Genomic DNA, 21,192 nt, shown 5'->3' with positions numbered 1-21,192 from the left:
TCCCTGAATGAAGGAAGAACTCAGAATGGTATTTGGGATGGTAGGGGACGGCATTTTCGTGAATCATAATGATATTATGTTTTGTCAATAGAAACGCATATGAACGCAATTTCACGCCCAAACCATGAAAATTGCGTAAAATTAAATCGATGTTGAATGTAATTTTTCTGGAGATCTGGTGGAAAATAAGTGGAATTCGAGAATTGCAGATCACGCGGTGGATAATTCAATAAATAGTGTATTCCGGTTTGCTGACATTTTTTCTCGATACAGTATGTGAACATAACATATTAAGGAAACAATGTACCTTACCCCTTTTGGTTGATCATACCTTGTTTTTATCGGAAAAAAAGATTTTATAGAGCCATTATTTAATAAATTACTTCAATAAGTTATAGAGGATTATCTATGGGAAAATTAAAACCTCAACCAATCCAATCACAGAATTCACTCATATTAAAGAAAAAAACGGCCCATAGTTTTGGATTTGAATGGACACGATTCCACAAATTAAAGAGCGAGAAAGGTTTTTTAGAATTTGTCAGCCCGATCGATAAGAAATATTTTAAAAATAAACGAGTACTTGATGCAGGATGCGGCAATGGCAGCTATGCATACTATGCTGCGTCTTATGGCGCAGAAGTAATCGCTATTGATTTTAGTGATGCCGTGTCTGTTGCACAAGAGAATACAAAGAATATGAACGTCCAGGTAGTGCGGGGAGATATTACCCATCCACCATTCAAAGAAAACAAATTTGACTATATTTTTTCGATAGGTGTATTACATCATCTCCCTGAACCGGAAACCGGGTTTCATCAACTCATTCCATTATTAAAGCCCGGCGCGCTCATTTCAATTTGGGTGTATGGGAGAGCGAAACAATGGGCAGCGGTTTATTTTTATGAACCCCTTATTAAGATTACTCATCGCCTGCCTCATCGGTTATTGTATTATCTCTGTTACGTACCAGCGACAATAATGGAAATAATAAATGGTTTCAGTATTCTTTTGAAGAAGATCCATCTGAAAAAACTATCTTCTGTTATTCCCTTCAAATATTATGAAACGTACCCATTTTCAGTTAAATTAAATGATGCATTTGACGTATTTGCAACACCCTCCGCTCGATATTATTCTGATGAGGAAATTTTTAATTGGTTTACAAGAGCAAATTTAATTGATATCTCTATTACGACAGAAGGTGTCTCAAAAGGAATCAAGGGATTCGGGATAAAAAAATGAATCCGATCTCCGTAAATGTATTAACTCCCCCGCGATTAGGAGGTCCATTTACTTGGGCAAAAAATTTGGTGCAATTATTAAATCAAAAAAACATACGTTCAAAACATATTTTTCAAAGAAGAAATCTTCTTTTTTCTCCTATTTATCAGGATGCAGATATTATTCATACTGCATTCCCACAATTTTTTAAATTATATCGAAAACCGATTGTGTTTACATTGCATGGGGATTATACTATCGAAAAATCACAATGGATCTATCCTACAAAGCTCGCAATAAGAAAAGCAAACGCATTAACTACTCCAAGCTATTACCTAAAGGATAAATTACATCTTGATGATGCAATTGTAATACCAAATGCGGTGTACCCTGATTATTATAATATTGTCAATCACCGAAAAAACGATCAAATACATATCGTCAGCGTAACGAATTTTGCATTCCGGGATAAAGCAGAGGGTATTATACGGACGATAAAATTCATTGATGAACTAAAAAAATTGACGGATATCACTATAAATTATACTATTGTGGGGGATGGGAAATATCTTGATCATGTGAAAACAACCACTCAAGATATCCGCGTAACTCCCCACTTTACGGGTTTTCTCAAAGATATAAGACCCATATTAGAAAACGGAGATATTTTTATTTATTATTCAATACATGACAATTTTCCAATTTCTCTTTTAGAGGCTATGGCATCAGGATTGCCAATTGTCACCAACAATGTCGGGGCAGTCCCGGAAATTATTACAGATAGTTATGATGGCTATGTCTGTGCTGATGATGAAAAATACAAGGAATGTCTTTTGAAATTAATTGAAAATACTCAATTGCGTGAAAATATCGGACTGAATGCTAGATGTACTGTTGAAGAAAAATTCAATTGGGTTTCGCGCATTTATCAGTATATTTCCATATATAATGAGGTTCTTCATTAATAACTAAAAAGAAACCCATATTTATTCTACGATTTTCTCTCACAGCATTTAATCGGTTAACATATATATAAAAAACAAGATCGATTGTTGAATCTTCACCATGTGAAGGTAAAATATAACTTCAATAAATAGGATAAACTTCATTATCGCATGAACCTGGTGAAAATTTGAAAATTACAGCGTTTAATAATTTCAATCCTCAAAAAATTTGTTTTTGTGCTCCTTATGCATATGATTTATTGATGCAGCACAATACGGGCTATGTTGGGGGTGCGGAACTCCAGCAAATGCTAATTGCTCAGGGTTTAAATAAAAGGAATTTTAAAATATTTTTTATTGTTCTTGGTGATGGAAAAGATCAAAATAAAATTGAGGATATTGATGGTATAAAGATATGTAAATCGATCCCTTTGGGACTAAAAATTAATGGTATTTTAGGATATTTCTTTACTTTCAAAAAAATGTGGAACTCTCTAAAAAATGTAAATGCAGATATTTATTTTCAACAATGTAGCGACAATTTAACCGGCATTATTGCTCTATTTTGCTTATTACATCGGAAAAAATTTATTTATCAGATTGGAAGTGATGAAGATGTTAACGGCAATTTTGTAAAACAAATGCATTTTTTTAAGAAGAGGCTATATTTTTTTGGATTATCCGTAGCAAAAGTCATCATATGCCAAAGTGAATATCAAAAACAACTCCTGAACAAAAACCATCACAAAATTGGCAGAATCATAAAAAATCCATACCCCCTAAAAACAATAGCCATTGAGAAATCCAAACCGCCAATTATCTTATGGGTGGGGTCAATAAAACCAATGTTTAAACAACCGGAATTGTTCTTAGATTTAGCAAAAAAGATGCCTGATATTTCCTTTCAAATGATTGGAGGTCCTTCTACGGATATTGAATTTTATGAGCAGATTAAAGAATCTGCAAAAAAGATTCCCAACTTAGATTTCAAGGGATTCATCCCATACAAAGACATTGATAATTATTTTGCGAAAGCGTCAATATTTGTAAACACCTCAAGTGTTGAGGGATTCCCGAATGTTTTTTTACAAGCATGGAATGCATATTTGCCGGTAATTAGTTTAAATGTTGATCCCGATAACATAATAAAAAAATTTAAATTAGGACTCTGTTCCGGCACAATTGATCAAATGGAAAAGGATATTACTGCATTTATCAATAATGAGGAATTAAGAATTGAATATGGAAATAATGGTCGGAATTATATAGAGAGAGAACATGAACAAAATAAGATCATTGAACAATTTATAAAATTAATTGATGAGTTATAAATGAGGTTAACGAACTATAAAAAATTCGTTAGTCTTTAATTGGAGGGCAGTTGATTATGGAAAAGCGGATTTTGTTTATTGAACCACCATTTTATAGATTGTACAAAGAAACATATTCATTAACTCGTTATCCGCTTTCTTTGGGCTATTTGGCCGGAACACTGACAGATAAAACGGAATGGACTGTGATGGCATATAATGCAGATTTCTGCCAGAATAATGAACCTTTTTCAATGAGTTCTCTTTCCGGAGAGGGGTTTAAATCATATTTAATGAATTTAAAAAATTTAAATTATATAACTTGGTGCGAAATAAAAAATGTGATTTTGGATTTTCGCCCATCAATTATTGCTATTACTTCAAAATCTCAAAATTTTTCATCTGCTGAAAATATTGCCCGTATTGCCAAATCGATCGATAAAACAATCATCGTAATTATTGGCGGTCCCCACCCAACAATGATTGGAGGAAAAATCCTTATAAATCCGGATATTGATTTTTGTGTCCGTGGAGAAGGAGAGGAAACAATTATCGGTCTTCTTGAATCGATTGTAGAGCATAAAAGTGTTAATGCTATTAACGGTATTTCATTCAGGGAGAATAACAAGATTATTGACAACCCTCCACAAAAATTTATTGAGAATTTGGATAGGCTTCGTTTCCCACACCTATCTGCACCCGCCATTTTAAAGGATTATGATCAATATCCAAAAAGTGCGTTTAAATATATTTTTGCTACACGCGGGTGTCCTTATAATTGTTTTTTTTGTGGTTCCCGAAATATATGGGGGCGTAAAGTTCGGTTTCGTTCACCACATAACGTCGTTGAAGAAATTATCAGCCTTCAAAGGATGGGTGTTCAGTCCATACATTTTGACGATGACACATTTGGTGTAAATAAAAAATATTTGACAGAGTTATGTTTATCAATAAGGGAAAAATGCCCTGATATTTCATGGAGCTGTGAAATCCATGTTAACCTTGTTGATGATGAGAATATTTCATTGATGAAATCTGCAGGGTGTAATTTTATCTCTCTTGGCATTGAGTCGGGAAACAACTATATCCTGAAAGAAAACAGGAAAAATATTACTATTGAAAAGACGCTTGCTGCAGCAAAAATTATCAAAAAACATAACTTATGGTTATCAGCGTTTTTTATGGTTGGATTTCCCCAGGAAACTATGGAGACCCTCAATGACACACTGGCTGCGATTAAAAAAATTCCCGCGGATGGAATTGTTTATAGTATTTTCACACCATATCCGGGAACAGAAGCATTTGAATTTTGTAAAGATAAGGGATTGATTAAAGATGATTTTGATGTATCACGATATAATCATCAAAGTCCGGAAAACTGTTTCTGCATGTTTTTATCCCCAGAGCAATTCCGGAAAAAAGTCAAGGAAATAGAAAATGTGGTAGATAGAAAAACAACGATGTTAAGAATAAAGTTGATATTTTCAAAGGCAGGGATTGATCTGGTTAAACAAAATGGCATAATCAATTCATTTAAATATGGTGTGAAGGGGTTATTTGGTTGAATATTACCTATATTACCAATACCTGTTTCTAACCAATGTTTGACGACGATAATTTTGAAACTAATGAAATAACAAAAATGTGGATATTATAAATTGGTCATTCCATGGATATTGCGATAAAATCTGATTTATATCGGTATTGCGGGGATACTTTGAGCAAGTCATTTTTTAATCACTTAAAATTTACGATTGGTTTCCGCCATTCGCATTATTTAAGAAAAAGTACTATGAGTTATGAGAATGGAAATAAATTCTATTTTTTATTCTGGAACTTTATGCTTACTCGTCTTCAAGTAAAGTACCATATTCATATCAGTCCATTCACAAAAATTGGTTACAGACTTTATCTTGGTTATGCAGAGTTTATCACAATCGCACAAAATGCAAAGATCGGCAACAATTTGAATATTAACCATGGGGCAGTAATTGGTAAAAACAATCGTGGGAAAAAAAGGAGTACCCACAATTGGAAATAATGTCTTGATAGCACCATTATCGTATGTAAATTTTGATGTTCCTGATAACGCAGTTGTTGCAGGTAATCCGGCACAAATAATTTCCTATTCAGGAACTGATGGATATATTAATAATAAATTGACGTATGCTGAATGAAATAATTTTGGAGATTTCTACAGAGCAGAAATTCTGGTACATCGGAAAATAATTCACTCAAAATTACCAAAACAATTACGACATTCATCGAATGGATAATCTCTCTTTTTTATCATTTTCCGGATTTCTTCCATTTTCTTAGATCGAAACGGGTTTACATCAGAAAAAATATTTCCAAATATTGGATCCGGTGGAATTTGTCGTTGACAGCCACCAATGTTTCCATCCCCATCCAGATTGATAACATAATTATGAGACCTGCAGGAAAATTTCGGGCTGCTCAAATCAACATAAATGGGTTTCTGTCGGATATATTTCCGATTCGCTGATATCCGATCAATAAAATTGATAATTTTTTCATCTTCAATTGTGATAGTATCTGGTTTATTATTGATTATTTCTGGTTTGTAGGAAAGGCAATTTTGAAAATCCAAGAATTTTGGCTCCAACATATCACAAAGTGATAAGATTTTTTCTAATTCTTGGTAATTTGCTTTTGTGATGATAAATGAAAACCCGACATTTTCAAATTTTGACTTGAGTTCCCTGAAATTGGAAATTACCTGCTCAAACATATCGCTGCCTGTATTGTTGATATAACTTGTCGAATCTGAACCATACAGACTAATTGAAATTGAGTTTGGTATCGTTTTTAATTGACGAAAAGGACCGATATTACTTCCATTGGTGATTATACCTACATACTTATGGTTCACTCTTAAAAAATCGACAATGAGAGGAAATTCAGAACATAATGTTGGTTCTCCAAACCCGGCCAGGGTAAAATACCGAAGAGTTGGATAAATTTCTAATACTTTTTTTATAACGTGTAATTCCATATTTTTCCTTTTTTCAAAGGTTTTGACACTTCTCCTGCAGATCGTACAATTAAAATTACATGAAAATGTCAAAAATAATGAACACGATACCGGTAAAACACGTGAATTTAGTATCGAATTAAGAATTTTTTTAATCGGTCGTGGTATTATTTGTCGCCAGATCATAGTAATTGGGGGTTTTTTATTACCTGACAAAATTTTCCTTTGACGTTCGCTCCATTGATTCCAGTCCTCCTTGAAAAAAACATTATGTTTTTCCGTGATTCTTAATGATGATTTCTCCAAATAATTGAAATCGTAACGTACCGCAACAGCATTCGTATCGTTTTCGTTTTTGGATGAGCGATGATCATGGATTAATTCGATATCGTCAATTAGGTAAGCGTGAATATCGACCTCATTTTTTATTGCGCGAATACATAATTCAAAATCTTCACCTCCCACGAACATTTTTTCATCATAGAGGCCGATTTGTTCAAATATCCTCCGATTAATAATTGATGCACCACCGGGAAACCAGTTGATGGTGTTGTTGATGGTATCTACGTACGTTACTTCCCCACCAACAATCCGTAATGAACGGGAATAATCATTGAATAATTTTTCATGGACATTATATAATCTTGGGATAAACACATCTACATCTGTGTTGGAGATAATGTGTCGTTGAATTTTATTCTGCCAATTTTGGGTTTTAACAACGATATCATTGTCAATAAAAAACAGCCATTTGGATGAAATATGAGAAATAAGAAAATTTCTTCCACCAGATACACCTAAATTTTCTTTTGAATCAAAAATTACTATCTGATTATTTTGTTGAATAATGTTTTCAAGCCGTTTTCGGGATTCAAGCGCAGAGCCATTATTTAATATATAAATGGGTAATTTTGATGGAAGAAAACTTTGAATACATTCAATTGTCTGATCGACTTTTTCGAAAAAAAGAATGCAGATTGCGATATCCAGTACATTATCATTCATAAATTTCGTGTCCTCTATTATATCATAATACGATTTGTTATGGTGTGCTCCAATTAATTCTTATTGTGTTGACAATGTTTATGCCCGATTTGGATATATTTTTGGGTCTCAGTACTTCACAATTTTAGCCCCCGAAAAAGAGAACCGTGATATTTAAATAATAGGCTGGTACCGAATATGTCCTATAACCGGCAAATTGCCTTCCGAATAAAGAATGAGCAACGAGCAGAAGATTGTATAGAAATAGCAGAATGCGATCAATCAGTACATCACCATTTCCATTAACGGAATGCTACAACAAAAGACAATCATCAAGTCACTTGTCGGGAAGTCAGCGAACAACGATCAGTGCATTCATGATGTAGAAAACATCCCGTGTGATACGTCGCTCATATACTATTGTCCAAGATGAACCTCGATTCACTTCTAGAGTTAGAATCAAAGATTCTCACCGATTTAAACGATCAAATCCATATTCCAGGAAAAACGTATCATTTTATAATTGATTTCATCTACGATCAATACTACGATGAGATTGTTGACGCGAATAAAGATTACGTCCTTAAAAGTAAAATGAAGGATTCTACGACAACATTTTATTAGTACGTTTCGCTCTACATCATGACGATGACGAAAGGCCAACTATGGACCCTCACAGTTTTCCCGGTAAAGAAAGGAATATCAAAGGTCTATTACATTCGAAAATTCCTGGCGATAATCAACGATGAAATAGTGAATATCAAGGTACTCTGTCTTGATCGGTGTTTTTATTCAAACGAGGTGATCTCGTTTCTTCAGGAGGAGAACATCCCGCACATTGTTCCGGGAAGAAAACACGGAAATGGATTCAAGAGAGAACTCAAGGGTAATCATTCCCAATAGGTCCAGGAAACGACGGGGAGACCTATAAACCTCTTGATCTTACTCTGCAATTGATGTTCAGTAACTACAGGGGAAGAATAAGAAATTCGGGAATGTGAATATCGGGTATGTCATATACGGTATTGATTGGATGCCCCGAAAAGTCAACAGGGTCTATAAAACCGGTTCGCTATCGAATCATCATACCGTATCTGTACATCGTGTGAGATAAAACCACTTCCAGAAATGTTGTGCTCAGGTCCTTTTTAATGATAATCTCATTCCTACTCAAGAATCTCATGTAGACTCTTCAATAGATCTTCATCTCAAAAGTCCGGGTCGAAGACGATTGACGAAGATTTAGAGAAGTACGGGACTTCTATATTGGAAGAGGGATGATTTTACAATCCTACTTAAGTATGGGGGAATCAATATAAACGTCTAAAATCGGTATCGTAACTTCCGCGGTAATGGGGGAATTTATTTTATCTAACATACAATCATAAACATTGTCCGGAGAATGAGTTTTGGAATCCATTCAGAAAAAAAAATTCAGTAGATTTTATTCATTTTTTTCGGAGAGTCATTTCAATTCATATTATACTACAAAAAAAATTGTACCAGTATTTATTTTTTTATCGATTATTCTGGAATTAATTATTATCATTTTAACAAACTTGGCAGCAGGGTATGAACTATCAATATACACCGCATTTCCATGGATATTCTGGGTATGTTTTTTCTCATCAGTTTTGCTAAGTTTATATTTAGTATTTTCTTCAATAATAGATAAACTTAAACAACTTTGGATATATGGACTTATTGGAATTATTTTAAACTATACTATTTTTTTATTGTTACCAACAATTCGTGGCTATTATTTCCTCGCACAAGGTAATGATGATGTTTTTTCACATCTTGCTTACACAGATGTAATACTTCAGACAGGGCATCTTTTTAAGGGGGATGTATATCCTGCCAGTCACATTCTTTTTTCAGTTCTTGCGGTTCTTGGCATTCCAATAAATATTATTGCAAATTTTTTCCCCTATTTATTTACAATACTATTGATATTGTTCTTTTATACACTCGGTCGTTCACTATCTTCAGAATTGCAGCTCGCTCTATTAATGGTAATATTTGCGACACCCCTATTATTTTCATATTTTCATTATACCTTTCATCCATTTATCTATGCACTTTTTTTTATGCCACTAATTCTTAGTTGTATTCATAGGATAAACCATGGAAATTCCATAAATTTAATTATTATTTTCATTTTCCTTATGGCAATTGTTTTTTTTCACCCACTTGTTACATTTTTCACCATAGGTATTTTAGTAATATATTTTTTGAACGCTTATTTCCTTAAAAATGAATATAAGAAATATTTCAGAAATACAATTATCATGATCTCCCTCTATGGTTTCATCGCTTTTTTCACATGGTATTTTTCTTTTTCTGGTATTTTGCTAACAATTAAAAATTTTTATGATGCATTTTTTAATTTTGAACCCGACGAAAAAACAATTGTATCTCAGTACTCACAAGTCGTAACTTCAAGTCAATCAGACACTCTAACAATAATAATAAACTATATCAAACCTTATGGGGCGATTACACTATTTCTCATTATTGCCATCGTGTGTTTGTTGTATGTTGTGTATATGCTTTTTCAAAAAAAATATCATTATCAAGAGATATTATTCAGCACACAATTGTTATTTGGTATTGGGTGTGCAATAGTTGTAAGTTTTTTGGCTTCAATCGTTTCAGAACCACAGCGGGCTGTAGCACTAGAACTGATAATGGGAATTATTCTTTCTGCTATTTGCTTTGACCAATGGTTAAAAATATATCCAGAAAAGAAAAGAAAAATCATTATTCTATCTGGACTTTTTATTATTATCTCATTTGCAATTATCTTCGGATTAATGGCGGTATATGAGAGTCCCTGGACAAGTACTCCAAGCAAACAAATGACATATATGGAAAAAGACGGGATAACGTGGCTTTTTTCCTACAGAATTATTGACCAGCCGACCTATCTTAAAACCGCCAATTACAGAAAAATGGAAATGTACGTCTTTGGGATTATAAATTATAGAAATAATCAAGGCGTTTTTATTTCCGAAAGTATTCCAACTCATTTTGGGTATAAATCAGTAAATCATCTCGATGTAACCCTTAAAACCAAACAGCAAACATATTTAATCACTCATGAGAAGATGCGACAATTTATTTTAGCTATTCGTGAAGATCGTCGTGATCGTATTGATTCGTATAATGGGGAGGATTTTTTCCGGCTTAATAATGACAACTCTGTGCAGAGTGTTTATAAAAATGGAGAGTATGAGATTTGGATCATTCAACCGTATTAATCCTATTAATTAATCATTTTTTTAAGCGAGAACAATATTTCCTGCAAGGTAATGCACGAATATAAATCTGTGTTGATAAATTCATCACTGTAATGCCAAAATATGTTCTGAAAAAATTAATTAAATAAACCAATCTATGAGGTTGCATCTTGAACAGTTGCCAGTATTCGTTCCTAACTAGCTTAAGATTACCTTTCATTAACAAAAAGGAAACCCTTGCATTATGATAATATTCTTTTTCACCAGAATTTAACGAGTCAATAAAATCCTTTGTATTATCTCCTTTAAACGGGTATTTAGTAATATCAATTTTTTCATTGTTTGCATATCTTATTACAACAATATGATAGGCAATCGATTTTTCAAAATTTGAAATAGTAATTGACTGATTATGGGTTCTTGATCGATACAATATTTCCTGAAGATTTCGAATCTTGTGATTCTTAGCAATTTTTAAAAATAATGCATAATCCTGACATAATCGGAATTGAACCGGATATCTTCCATTTGCTTCAAATACATTTTTTCTTGCCAGAATAGATCCATGAATAACCTGATTTGAATCCAGAAAATCAATAAACTCTGGCTCAGCTATTGGGAACTGCAATTCAATAATTTCTGAGTTTTCGTTTATTTTCTCTGCTCCGGTTCCAACGATAGATATATCCGGGTGTGAATCCAGATAATCTACTTGTTGTTTCAGTCGTTGTGGAAAGGATGTATCATCTGCATCCATCCGCGCAATATATATCCCGCGCGATTCAGATAATCCTTTATTGAGGGATCGTGTAAGGCCAATATTCTCAATATTCCAGACAATCTTTATCCTTGAATCATTATATAATTGAAGGATTTCTCGGGTAGAATCTGTAGAGGCATCATCAATAATTAAAAATTCAAAATCAGTAAATGTCTGAGAGAGGATACTATCAATTGCATCTTGGAGATATTGCTCACCATTATATACTGACATTATTACGGTAACTCGTGGGGGGGTCATGAATACCTCATGGAGTATACGCGCTGTAATACTCCATCTCCCACTCTGTTGATGTTCGAGATTGCCTCATATAAACCCAGGCGGGGTCGAATTCTTTTTAAAAAAAATTTTCCAAATATTCCGTTCCGTGGGAATAATATTGTCTGAAAACAATACCCACTTTCTTTATTCAGAGCATTCCTTCGACAACGATCAAATCCTGCATCCCCGATAAAAAACTTTGACTTTTTGAATTTTTTGTTTACATTATGGGGAAAACCTTCTCGTAGGGAAAGATATCGGATTGATTGGCCAAGAATCATTTGTGTAAACGTTTTCACTTCCCGGATCATTCTGCCATGACCTTTTGTAGCAGATCTAATTCTTTGTGCACAGTCATATCCAGTGAATAGTGGGAAAGAATATATTTCCGTGCCTTCCTTCCCATTTCCATCTGAAGGGATTCATCGGTCATGACAGTATGAATCGCATTTGCAATACTTGACGGTTCGGTATTGCAGAGATATCCTGTCTCGTTATGAATTATGTCTTCCCGTATTCCTTGAACGTTTGATCCTATGCAGGGAAGGCCACAACTCATTGCTTCTAGGAGTGATTTTGGATGGCCTTCATGAAATGATGGGAGAATAAATGACGTTGCACTGTTTAATAAAACCGGTAACTGGGAATTAGGCACATTATCGCTAAAAACAATGTTTAACTCTGACGCTGAAGCGATCTTCCGGATTTTTGGATCATTGCTACAACCACCAACAATGTGCAGGCGATAGTTCTTCCCTTGTTTTTTTAGCAGGCTCATTGCCTGAAGGAGGTTATAGACATTTTTCTCTTTACCACACCTACCCACATATATCAAATCGAAGGTTTTTTCAGCAATAACTGGCTTGAAAAGATCCGTGACAACATAATTGGGAATAACATGAATCTTTTCATTGGGTACTTTATAATCCCGTATGACTATATCGCGCTGCCAGTTACTGGTAACAACACCTGCATCGGCCGTTTGGAAACTTGAACCCTCGAGGGCAATCGCTTGAGCTAATGTCCGTTTGTCCACTCCGTTTTGCTTCATGAAATCGGAATAAAGGTATCCACAGCGGACAATGACTTTTTTCCCCATCTTTTCTTTCAGCCAGAGGGGGATATCTGATCCTAATATCTGATTGGTTTTAAAAATATCAACTTTTTCAAGAATTTTTTTATAGCGCGCCATAACAAAATATCGAGTAAAAAAAGGAGTGCGCAGCCAAGCTACAGGATGAAGGAACAGATTTCCCAATGATGCTGCATAACACAGATCTTGGTTGCCCCCATAGCTTACAATATGCACTGATTTGAGTTGGTTAGAAAGCTGGTGATATATAGCAAGTTCCCGATCAAGATTTCCGACATGATCCCATGCTTGTAATCCGACACCTCCGGTAAAAAATAGGGCCAGTGAAATATCCTTAATATTTTTTACCATTGCATGATACCCAACCAGACAACAATTGTCTTCAGTATTCATTTTAAAATTTTCCAGCGTTATTATGTATGAGGTTTGAATGACAAATACCCGTCTGGCAAATGAGTCCTTCACCCGGTTTCATATTTCGTCAATACATGGTTTATACAGGTCGTTATAATAACTTGCTGTAACCCGGTTCCAGTCGAATTGTTTCACATCATTTAGCGCGTTTCTGGAGCATTGTTCCCTCAACTCTGTTTTTTCCACCATCGCAGTAACATGCTCTAATAAGCCAGTTTCATCACCAATATCTGCGATCAGCCCATTTTGCCCATTTATGATATAATCCGCGGGCATTCCAACTCTTGTCGATATAACCGGAACCCCAGTTGCCCAGCTCTCAAGAAATGCTTTCGGGCCTCCTTCAGCGCGGGAGGTTATCAAAGTAAGATCCACAGCATGGTAAAACCGGACAATATCAAGATAATCTGGAACGTTGTGATAAATAAACGGGATGCCAGCCTTTTTTAGACCTTCCTTAACATACCCTCGGGCAGGCCCGGTGAGGAGGACGAACAGATGTTTGTGCTGATTATATGCATTTTTGATTGTGTTAAGGAAAATATCCGGGCCCTTGACAAGTTTAGGTTCATCCCCGTCGCCCCATCCGGTCCCATCTTTCTGGAATGATCCGATACAGAAAGCACCATCAGGAATCCCAAGACTCTCCCTAATACGGTTCTTCTCTGCGTGAGTCGCTGGGGAAAAACGTGTGAGATCAACACCCAGAGGGATTGTAATGATCCTTTCGGGGGAGATACCTTCACTAATCAAGATATTTCTCGATATACTGCAAGAAACCAGATACCGGTCGATATATGGATCCGCATCACCAAGTAGGGTAAATAACTCCTGCATATCTTTGTTTGGATCCATTCTGTCACCATGAAACCATGTGAGTATAATTCGATTGGACCTGTCAAGGGTTGAAAATGGACCGCCAAAAAAAGCATACCGGTCACTGAAATGGATGATCTGTCGCCGTAGTCCCCATGGAGACTTTGTTGAATGAATTGGAATTTTTAGCAATTCCATCCCGAGTCTGATGTAATAAGCATCCCAATAAAATGACCACTCATCTCCACCAACAAAAAAAATTTCTTTTTGTTTCAAGCCCAGTCTCCCATAGGGCAGCTGAATGAGGGACGCAAGAAAATTTCTGATTTTCAAGGCCGTATCACCTCCCATTCCAGGATCCTCTCTTCAGAAATCTGATCGAGCATAGCAACTGCCCAAGTTAAAAGGCAGGTACCATGGAGATCACTTATTCCTGTCTTCTGGGGAAAATGGACCCCGTAATACCAGTTCTGGGTTTTTCCTATATGATACGAGAAACCCCCGTCTTTATTCTGGTGCAGTTGTATCATATGAAGGATCTTCGTACAGTATTCCCTGATTTCCTGTTTTTTATAATCCGTCTGAAGGTTGCACCGGTGGAGTACATACACAGCATCAACCAGATGACATCCTTCAGACGAGGGCATCTGTGAGAGGCAGGTATCGATGAGTTGTTCAGGATAATGAACCCGTTCCTCGAGCCAGTCTAGAGCGGTAAGCACTTTCATAGCTCCATTGATCATCTGCCCGTAATTGGGCTTTGGGTTGATGTAATATGCTCCGGTAACGGGGTCTGCTAACGAACCAAAAAAACCGGAAATCTGTCCAGAAAGAGCCTGGACCTCGGCCTCGCCAAGAAATCGGGGTGCTTCAGTTTTTATAAATACTGCCAGAGCTGCAGCCTGTCCCCCAGCACCCCATGGTTCTCGCCAGTTCAAAGAGATCAAATGTGAATACAGATCTGATAATTCAGTTGGGAAGGATGTGTAAATATGATCGTTGTGTTCACCAACTTGGTGCAAGGTTGCAATTGCCTGTTTTGTTTCTGCATAAATGGTTCGTTCCAGATCCCCGAATTTGGGTTTTTTTAAGAGGATTCTTGTTATCTTCTTAACGACGGAAGATTTCTGTAAAAGATAATCAACAACAGGCGGATCGATAAAAGCATTTTTTTCGTAATGTTGCTGATAGTTAGTAGGGGTTCCTATCTGGAAACTCTTGATGTAGTTAATCCATTGTTGTCGTTTCAGTTCAGGAATTTTTTCCCACTCATTTATCGTATAAAGTGTCTTCAGGGCAAAGCAGCTATACCCCAATGCGATGGGGGTCTTGGGGGTTTGTGAAGGATCCATTGGATAGAAATGCCCTGCACAAAGTGGGTCTTCCAATGAACGAACGTATCCGCTGATTTTTTCCTTCAGGTCTGATAGAAAATCCAAATCGTTCATTTTCTGCCTAACTCATCACAATATTCTTCAGAAGACAGAATGGGTTTTTTAGCCACGTCCGGGATTGCAGATACTCTTCGCGGTTCCTTACCATGTGGTTGAATAATGTGAGATATTCATGACACATTTTTTCAGCAGTATACGGGTAACTTTCCATTCTTTTGACCCAGCATTCGTATTTTTCTGTCATTTCATGCAATTTTTCCTGGAAGTTTTCTTCATTGAATTCAATGCCAAAGTAGTGACAATATTCCGGTATCGCTCCACCAGTATCGCGATAAAGCACGGGAAGACCGCAAAGGGCCCCCTCGATATGATGCATTCCCGCCGGCTCGTACTGCGATGCTGTCAGGTAGACATGATGTTTCTGAATTTCAGATGCCAACTCGACACCGGCAAGAGGCTGAATGTGGTGAGAATTATTGAAGGTAATGTTTTTTGGGAGTTTTCCAATATAAGTAAATTCATACCCTGCTGCCATCGATTTGTCCATAAGGATCTCATCAAATTTCTTATAGATATCATATCCTTTCAGTCCTCCTCCACCCCAATGATGAGTTACTACTTTTAGCGGCTCACGCGTATTCCATTTCCTATATTGAAAATTATTGAAAATTTTTTGATCCGCACCGTTCATGATCACATTTGAGTGTACAGGCACCATGCCTCTTGATTTGTATAATTCCTGAAGCCAGCGGGATATAAAAATCGTATGGTCGGCACAGGTATTTGCATTCATAATCAGGTTGTTCATATTGGTTGTCCCCTTCCGTTCATCACATTCGTTTATCCGGTGAACAACCAGTGCATTACGGTTTTTTAGGAGCAAATACCATAAAATGTCTTTGTGATTAAAAGCGCAAATTGCCGTGCTTTTCCGTGGCTCACATAACAGGATGATGTCGATATCTTGATCATTTAGGCTAAAGACAACTTGATGACCTTTGTCCATGAGATATTCTGATAAAGCCTGCCCAAACTGGTTCCCCCCTCCCCAGGGACCGGTCCGGAGGTTCATCCCAATACTGATCTTAAGAGTCATTTTTCCTCATCCCGTTTATTTTCTCACTGATAACATCTGCCATGATCTTCTGCCCCCGGTCAGTAAGATGATACCGGTCAAGGAAGAGCCATTCTTCGGTTTTGAAACATTCAATATCATTGGCATCGATGAAATCGATTCCCGTCTCCTGACAGATCCTTTTTACTGCACTCCGATATTTTTCTTCATTACCCAATAAATAAGAAGAAACTTTTGCCCAGTTCACTCCGCGTTGTTGTTTTACCAGATCAAACAACATTTTTTCTTCAGGAGAGAGGGTTTTTTTATTCCATTCGGCTATCGGTTGGAGAATAAATGTCACCCGGCATTTTTCCCCATTTTGGGTAATATCAGACCAGATCTCCATATCCCTCCTGAACCGCTCAAGGGATCGGGTAAGACCTGATGGATCTTTGAGAAGATCTGGAAATACTGTTGCACCATAATACAACCTGTTTCTGATAAATTCAGGGCAGAAGGAACGGGTATCATCTGGAGTGGTTTTACCTGGATCCAATCCCTTACCCTTAATTAATTGACGTGTCAGATTCCGGAAATACTTTCTTATCCGTGGTACGACCGCATTCTTTGAAGGGGAGAGAAGGAGATCCTGATACAGATTCTGAAGGTGGTAGGGGGGGATATACGTATGAATATCCCCAAACCACCGGTACGCTAAGTCGAAATTATTTATCCCGGACAGGATTATAATTTTCTCAACATCCGGAGGCCGATAAAGGAGATACAGGATGAGTTCCTGTGTGGACTGAAACGTCCTGCCGGAAAAGTTAAACCATGTATAGCCGGTTTGGTTATTCAGGAGGCTGGAGATCGAATTGACATCAGAAGTTGCCCCAACACCAAAACTTGTGCTGTCTCCTACCAGTGCGGCTCGTCTGCCTGAATGTTGCTTTCCATAATAATCGGATAGCGCGAGGGGTTTTCCCTGGTGGAGTGTCGTGCGAAAGCCAAAACTATCCGTTGAGAAGTAGGGGGAACTCACACTAGGCCGGTTCATATGCATGACATATGGCATGTGAACATGTGCAGTATCCAGATAATCTTTCATCTGCGGGGCAATAGTGAAAAACTTTGTGTCCATCTGATCAAATCCCCATAGAGCCCCGGATTTTCTGTAATAGAGTTGGTTTATATTTGTTAATAAATTCAATAGAACCATCCACGATTCTTTCAGAGGATTTTCCATCAGATTTATACCAGAATTCGCTGATAAATCGGTTTTTTTGAACTTCCGGGATCTTCAACGGGAGTTCTGTTTTCAGGACATAGGAAAGATTTTCAATTCTAGAAAAAAGCCCAAGCCACGAGGGAAACCAGGGATTAACTTGAGTCAAAGGAACATTATCCCAGTGAGACGAGGGGCCTAGTGGAAGCGAACACAAATGGTTGATGTGAAACTGTACCGCATCCGGTGGCGTAAACCTATCAGAATCTACATAGATAAACGGTTTTCCGAAGTAGCCAAGATCCAATGAGGAATGAGTATTAATCCCAATCCCGCAATCCGTGTGCCTGTAGCAGTCATATGTATGGATAGGGTCAAGTATTTTAGCCCACGGTATCTTCTGCCAGAACGCATATTCATCATCGGTTTTACATTTGTATGATACATACGCTGTCGGATGCATTTTTATGAGAAGATTGCAATCGGAGTCCCGGACCGATTTGCAAATCTCAAAGTATTTTTTTATGAATTGATCGTTGTATTCTTGTTTTTTAGCGGAAGTAGAATCTTTAAACCATGTACCGACTTTCTGTGCAAAGCTGCCTATACCTTTTGGGAAGAAGGTGATTATGGGGCGTGAAGCATCGAAGTTGTAAAAATCACAGAATTCATCTTTTGTTATCGGCAGGGCATCTCGTTTTGCTGTTTGCTCCTGTTCATGTGCTACGGATCCGGTAACAATTATTTGGTTTTCCCTCAGATTACCATATCCTTGGATAATATTCTGGAAATACAGGATTTGCCTTTTACTGAACGGACCCTTAACAAATGCACAGTCAACGTAGTGCGGCCAGTGATCGAGACCACTGGTGGAATTGAAATTAAGAACCGGTCGTCCCACGGTCCGGGCTATTTTAGCAAGAGAGCCATACGTTTTCCACGACCCGAACAAGACTGCATCACAAAGTCTGACCTGTTGTTTGAAATCCTGCGGGGAATGAATAATTACCGCACCATATTTTTTACACAGGTTATGGGTAATTTCTCCTTCTTCATATCCGTGCTCGTTGATCGTCCGATCGGGTAGTGCAAATACCGTCTCATAGCCACTCGCTTCAAACTGGCGTTTAATTGCAAGTTCCCGATAAGGATTCTCTGTCTGGTAACGTCCGGATACGATGAGAATACGTTTCATTCCAAATCGTCCGTGAAAATATTATATGGAGGTTTATACAATAACGTTATTTCATTCTTACCTTTACTGATCAGTACTCCCTGAAATGAATGGTATACCGGGAAGATCTTACATGGGTCGCCATTCACATCACACTGCCAGTAAGGGCTGTAATTGTTGGTGATTACAAGAATTCCCGGTCCCTCAGTCTCAACATCGAGAGATATCCGATCCGGAGTGTAACCAGTAATGTTAATTTGTACATTTCCAGCATTCATGTTTATAAAAGATGATTTTTTAATGTCTGAAGAATTCAGAAATGCTGTTGTTCGTATCTCTTCAATTCTGGCTTTTTTCAATCCGTCCAACAAGGCAGCAGATGTATCGAACGTTTTTATTTTTGATACAACAAATATACGGGGAAAAACATCTTTATTTTCATAAATATACAATGCACGCGCGGGTTTTTCGCCTTGTAAGTAAGCAATGATTTGGGAAGTAACGGGTTGTTTTTCCCATGCATCAGTATCCCGGTATGAGCCGGGAGGGATGTACACGGGTTTCAGGGAACTGTGATTCAGAGCCCAGCGGGAGATCAGGTATTTTGTATTTGCTAAAGAGAGTAAGTTCAGATTGTAATATTCTGAAAATTCAATTGTGCTCTTCTTTTCAAACGATCCATTGAATGGGGCGTACAAATACATCCAGCGCGTGATATACCCTTCTTTGTTCGACTTTAAACGTTCATCTTTTTCCACGGCAGGATCAATAACAATGCCCCAGTAATCCGAAAATCGTTTTAAATGAAAACTGTTGTACCCGTCAATTGTCTCAAAGCCATAAATTGCTGCATATGCAGGATAAATCTCATATCGGGATGCCTGTTTTGTTGTCGCCATCTTGCAGCCAACGGTCGCTACCCTGAATTGTTCTCCGGATTCATTGATTGCCAGTTGCTTCAAAGCGGGATTTTCATAATTAATGTAATAGTTATCCGAAGGCAGATAGGTTACAATAGTCACGTTCAGCAGAAGCGAACAAATCAGGCATGCACATATTCCGCATGATCCAACCGTTGTTCCGAAATTTGAAAAACCACAGGAAAGCTTCCTGCAGAATCCCGAAATCCGATCTTTTTTGTCTTCACTGAAAAAATTTGATATGGCATAAATACTGTATCCCCCGGTTATGGGAACGAGCATATACACAAACTGTCCAAACCGGTTCAGTGTAAATGTCGCAAGATAACTCATATGCACTGCAATCCATGGGGAGAGGAACGTGAAAAGCCGGCTCACAATCTCAATGAAAAGGCAGAGTGCAACAAGTTTCAGCAGGGTTTTGTCCTTTAATCTCGTGATAAACAATGCAGCCAGTATCAATAAGACAGAAATAATCTCTATCGTTGCATCCTGGACAAAACCCCTGACAAGATTGTCTATTCCGATATCATAGGAGCTGGTTCTCCCGGTTAATGGTGCGTTTGCGAGGAGCGCCCAGATTTCCGGGGCTGCAAGTGCAAGGGTTCCAAAAATAAACAACACATATATGAGAACAAAACTCGGTTTCCGGACCTCCCTGATAAAGACAAACCAGAGAAATACAAATCCCCAGAAAAATGGAATAAAAAGAACAACAGGGGCAATAAGATAAAGCAATATCCCCGCTACAAAGGCAAAAATATATTTTTTATAATCTCCCATCATGAGGATCCGTTCAATCACCCACAGGAAGAGCGGGGCTGCCGGAAGGCCCAGTCCATAATAGAGTGTCCAGTCCATCAGGGACCATTCAAGAAGAGAGAATGCAAACCCGGCATATATGGAAGATGTGACATCCATCCCAAGGCAATCACGACAGAGCCTGAAGGTGAAATACGATGCAACAAACCGCTGGATAAGCATCAGCAACCCATATGCCAGCCATGGGGGAAGAACGATAAACGGCAGTGAATCAAAAAGGAAATGCGGCAGCCCGGGCAGTGTCAGGGCATCTACACCCCCTAAGAATTCCGGCCTCCATGTGGTAATACCGTACTGAATCAGGTCTTGTGTAGCAACAACCCGGTAAAGAAGATTCCCGTCTCCCGTGTCATGAACCCTTAAATACGAAAATGCCCCCAGCCCCCAGTAGAGAAAAGACAGCCATATCGCCCAGAATAAAAAGAACAGGAAAAAAAACAGTGCCGGATTTGTATCCTTAAAAACCAAAATCCGTTGAATGATTGGATTTTTCTTGATTGTATCTAAAATGGTTTTTGCATTCATGGTCTTTCCGA

The 21,192-nt window shown here is 37.5% G+C and carries 16 protein-coding genes; 7 read left to right on the top strand and 9 right to left on the bottom strand.

The features are described 5' to 3' along the window. Window positions 1-408: 408 nt before the first annotated feature. The 5 genes from WC593_13890 to WC593_13870 all read left to right on the top strand — a co-directional run bounded on the left by WC593_13890 (window position 409) and on the right by WC593_13870 (window position 5,655). Entirely contained in the window at window positions 409-1,245 is an 837-nt protein-coding gene (locus tag WC593_13890; protein ID MFA4826238.1) for a class I SAM-dependent methyltransferase, read from the top strand. Next, window positions 1,242-2,189, top strand: a complete 948-nt coding sequence (locus WC593_13885) for a glycosyltransferase family 4 protein (protein ID MFA4826237.1) — start codon at window positions 1,242-1,244, stop codon at window positions 2,187-2,189. Before WC593_13890 ends, WC593_13885 begins: the two co-directional genes overlap by 4 nt. 167 nt (window positions 2,190-2,356) lie before the next feature. Then, window positions 2,357-3,499, top strand: coding sequence for a glycosyltransferase family 4 protein (locus tag WC593_13880; protein MFA4826236.1), 1,143 nt, complete (start codon window positions 2,357-2,359; stop codon window positions 3,497-3,499). 56 nt (window positions 3,500-3,555) lie between these two features. Then, entirely contained in the window at window positions 3,556-5,043 is a 1,488-nt protein-coding gene (locus WC593_13875; protein ID MFA4826235.1) for a radical SAM protein, read from the top strand. A gap of 426 nt (window positions 5,044-5,469) precedes the next feature. After that, on the top strand, window positions 5,470-5,655 hold the full coding sequence (locus WC593_13870; protein ID MFA4826234.1) for a hypothetical protein: 186 nt from the start codon (window positions 5,470-5,472) through the stop codon (window positions 5,653-5,655). Between the two features lie 53 nt (window positions 5,656-5,708). Here WC593_13870 and WC593_13865 read toward each other — a convergent pair whose 3' ends face one another. Then, the gene (locus tag WC593_13865; protein ID MFA4826233.1) at window positions 5,709-7,478 is read right to left on the bottom strand and encodes a glycosyltransferase; all 1,770 of its coding nucleotides are present in this window, start codon (window positions 7,476-7,478) and stop codon (window positions 5,709-5,711) included. A 621-nt stretch (window positions 7,479-8,099) separates the two neighbouring features. Here WC593_13865 and WC593_13860 point away from each other — a divergent pair. Next, the gene (locus WC593_13860; GenBank protein ID MFA4826232.1) at window positions 8,100-8,360 is read left to right on the top strand and encodes a hypothetical protein; all 261 of its coding nucleotides are present in this window, start codon (window positions 8,100-8,102) and stop codon (window positions 8,358-8,360) included. A gap of 506 nt (window positions 8,361-8,866) precedes the next feature. After that, on the top strand, window positions 8,867-10,720 hold the full coding sequence (locus WC593_13855; protein MFA4826231.1) for a hypothetical protein: 1,854 nt from the start codon (window positions 8,867-8,869) through the stop codon (window positions 10,718-10,720). Window positions 10,721-10,733: 13 nt separating this feature from the next. Here WC593_13855 and WC593_13850 read toward each other — a convergent pair whose 3' ends face one another. From WC593_13850 to WC593_13815, 8 genes are all read right to left on the bottom strand, one after another. Continuing rightward, complete coding sequence (locus WC593_13850; GenBank protein ID MFA4826230.1) at window positions 10,734-11,720, bottom strand: glycosyltransferase; 987 nt, start codon at window positions 11,718-11,720, stop codon at window positions 10,734-10,736. Between the two features lie 328 nt (window positions 11,721-12,048). Then, the gene (locus tag WC593_13845) at window positions 12,049-13,227 is read right to left on the bottom strand and encodes a glycosyltransferase family 4 protein (protein MFA4826229.1); all 1,179 of its coding nucleotides are present in this window, start codon (window positions 13,225-13,227) and stop codon (window positions 12,049-12,051) included. 78 nt (window positions 13,228-13,305) lie between these two features. Further along, the gene (locus WC593_13840; protein ID MFA4826228.1) at window positions 13,306-14,415 is read right to left on the bottom strand and encodes a glycosyltransferase family 4 protein; all 1,110 of its coding nucleotides are present in this window, start codon (window positions 14,413-14,415) and stop codon (window positions 13,306-13,308) included. After that, the gene (locus tag WC593_13835) at window positions 14,394-15,512 is read right to left on the bottom strand and encodes a hypothetical protein (protein MFA4826227.1); all 1,119 of its coding nucleotides are present in this window, start codon (window positions 15,510-15,512) and stop codon (window positions 14,394-14,396) included. The genes WC593_13840 and WC593_13835 overlap by 22 nt, the downstream gene beginning before the upstream one ends. A gap of 7 nt (window positions 15,513-15,519) precedes the next feature. Continuing rightward, window positions 15,520-16,554, bottom strand: coding sequence for a glycosyltransferase (locus WC593_13830; GenBank protein MFA4826226.1), 1,035 nt, complete (start codon window positions 16,552-16,554; stop codon window positions 15,520-15,522). Beyond that, window positions 16,544-17,656, bottom strand: coding sequence for an SGNH/GDSL hydrolase family protein (locus tag WC593_13825; GenBank protein ID MFA4826225.1), 1,113 nt, complete (start codon window positions 17,654-17,656; stop codon window positions 16,544-16,546). Before WC593_13825 ends, WC593_13830 begins: the two co-directional genes overlap by 11 nt. Before the next feature lie 4 nt (window positions 17,657-17,660). Then, a complete protein-coding gene (locus WC593_13820; GenBank protein MFA4826224.1) occupies window positions 17,661-18,935 on the bottom strand; it encodes a hypothetical protein in 1,275 nt (424 codons plus the stop codon). After that, entirely contained in the window at window positions 18,932-21,181 is a 2,250-nt protein-coding gene (locus WC593_13815) for a DUF6044 family protein (protein ID MFA4826223.1), read from the bottom strand. The genes WC593_13820 and WC593_13815 overlap by 4 nt, the downstream gene beginning before the upstream one ends. Window positions 21,182-21,192: the final 11 nt, after the last annotated feature.

The sequence above is a fragment of the Methanoregula sp. genome (assembly GCA_041645435.1).
Taxonomy (GTDB): Archaea; Halobacteriota; Methanomicrobia; order Methanomicrobiales; family Methanospirillaceae; genus Methanoregula.
Note: the sequence above shows the minus strand (reverse complement) of the source record. Positions and strands in the feature narration are given on the sequence as shown.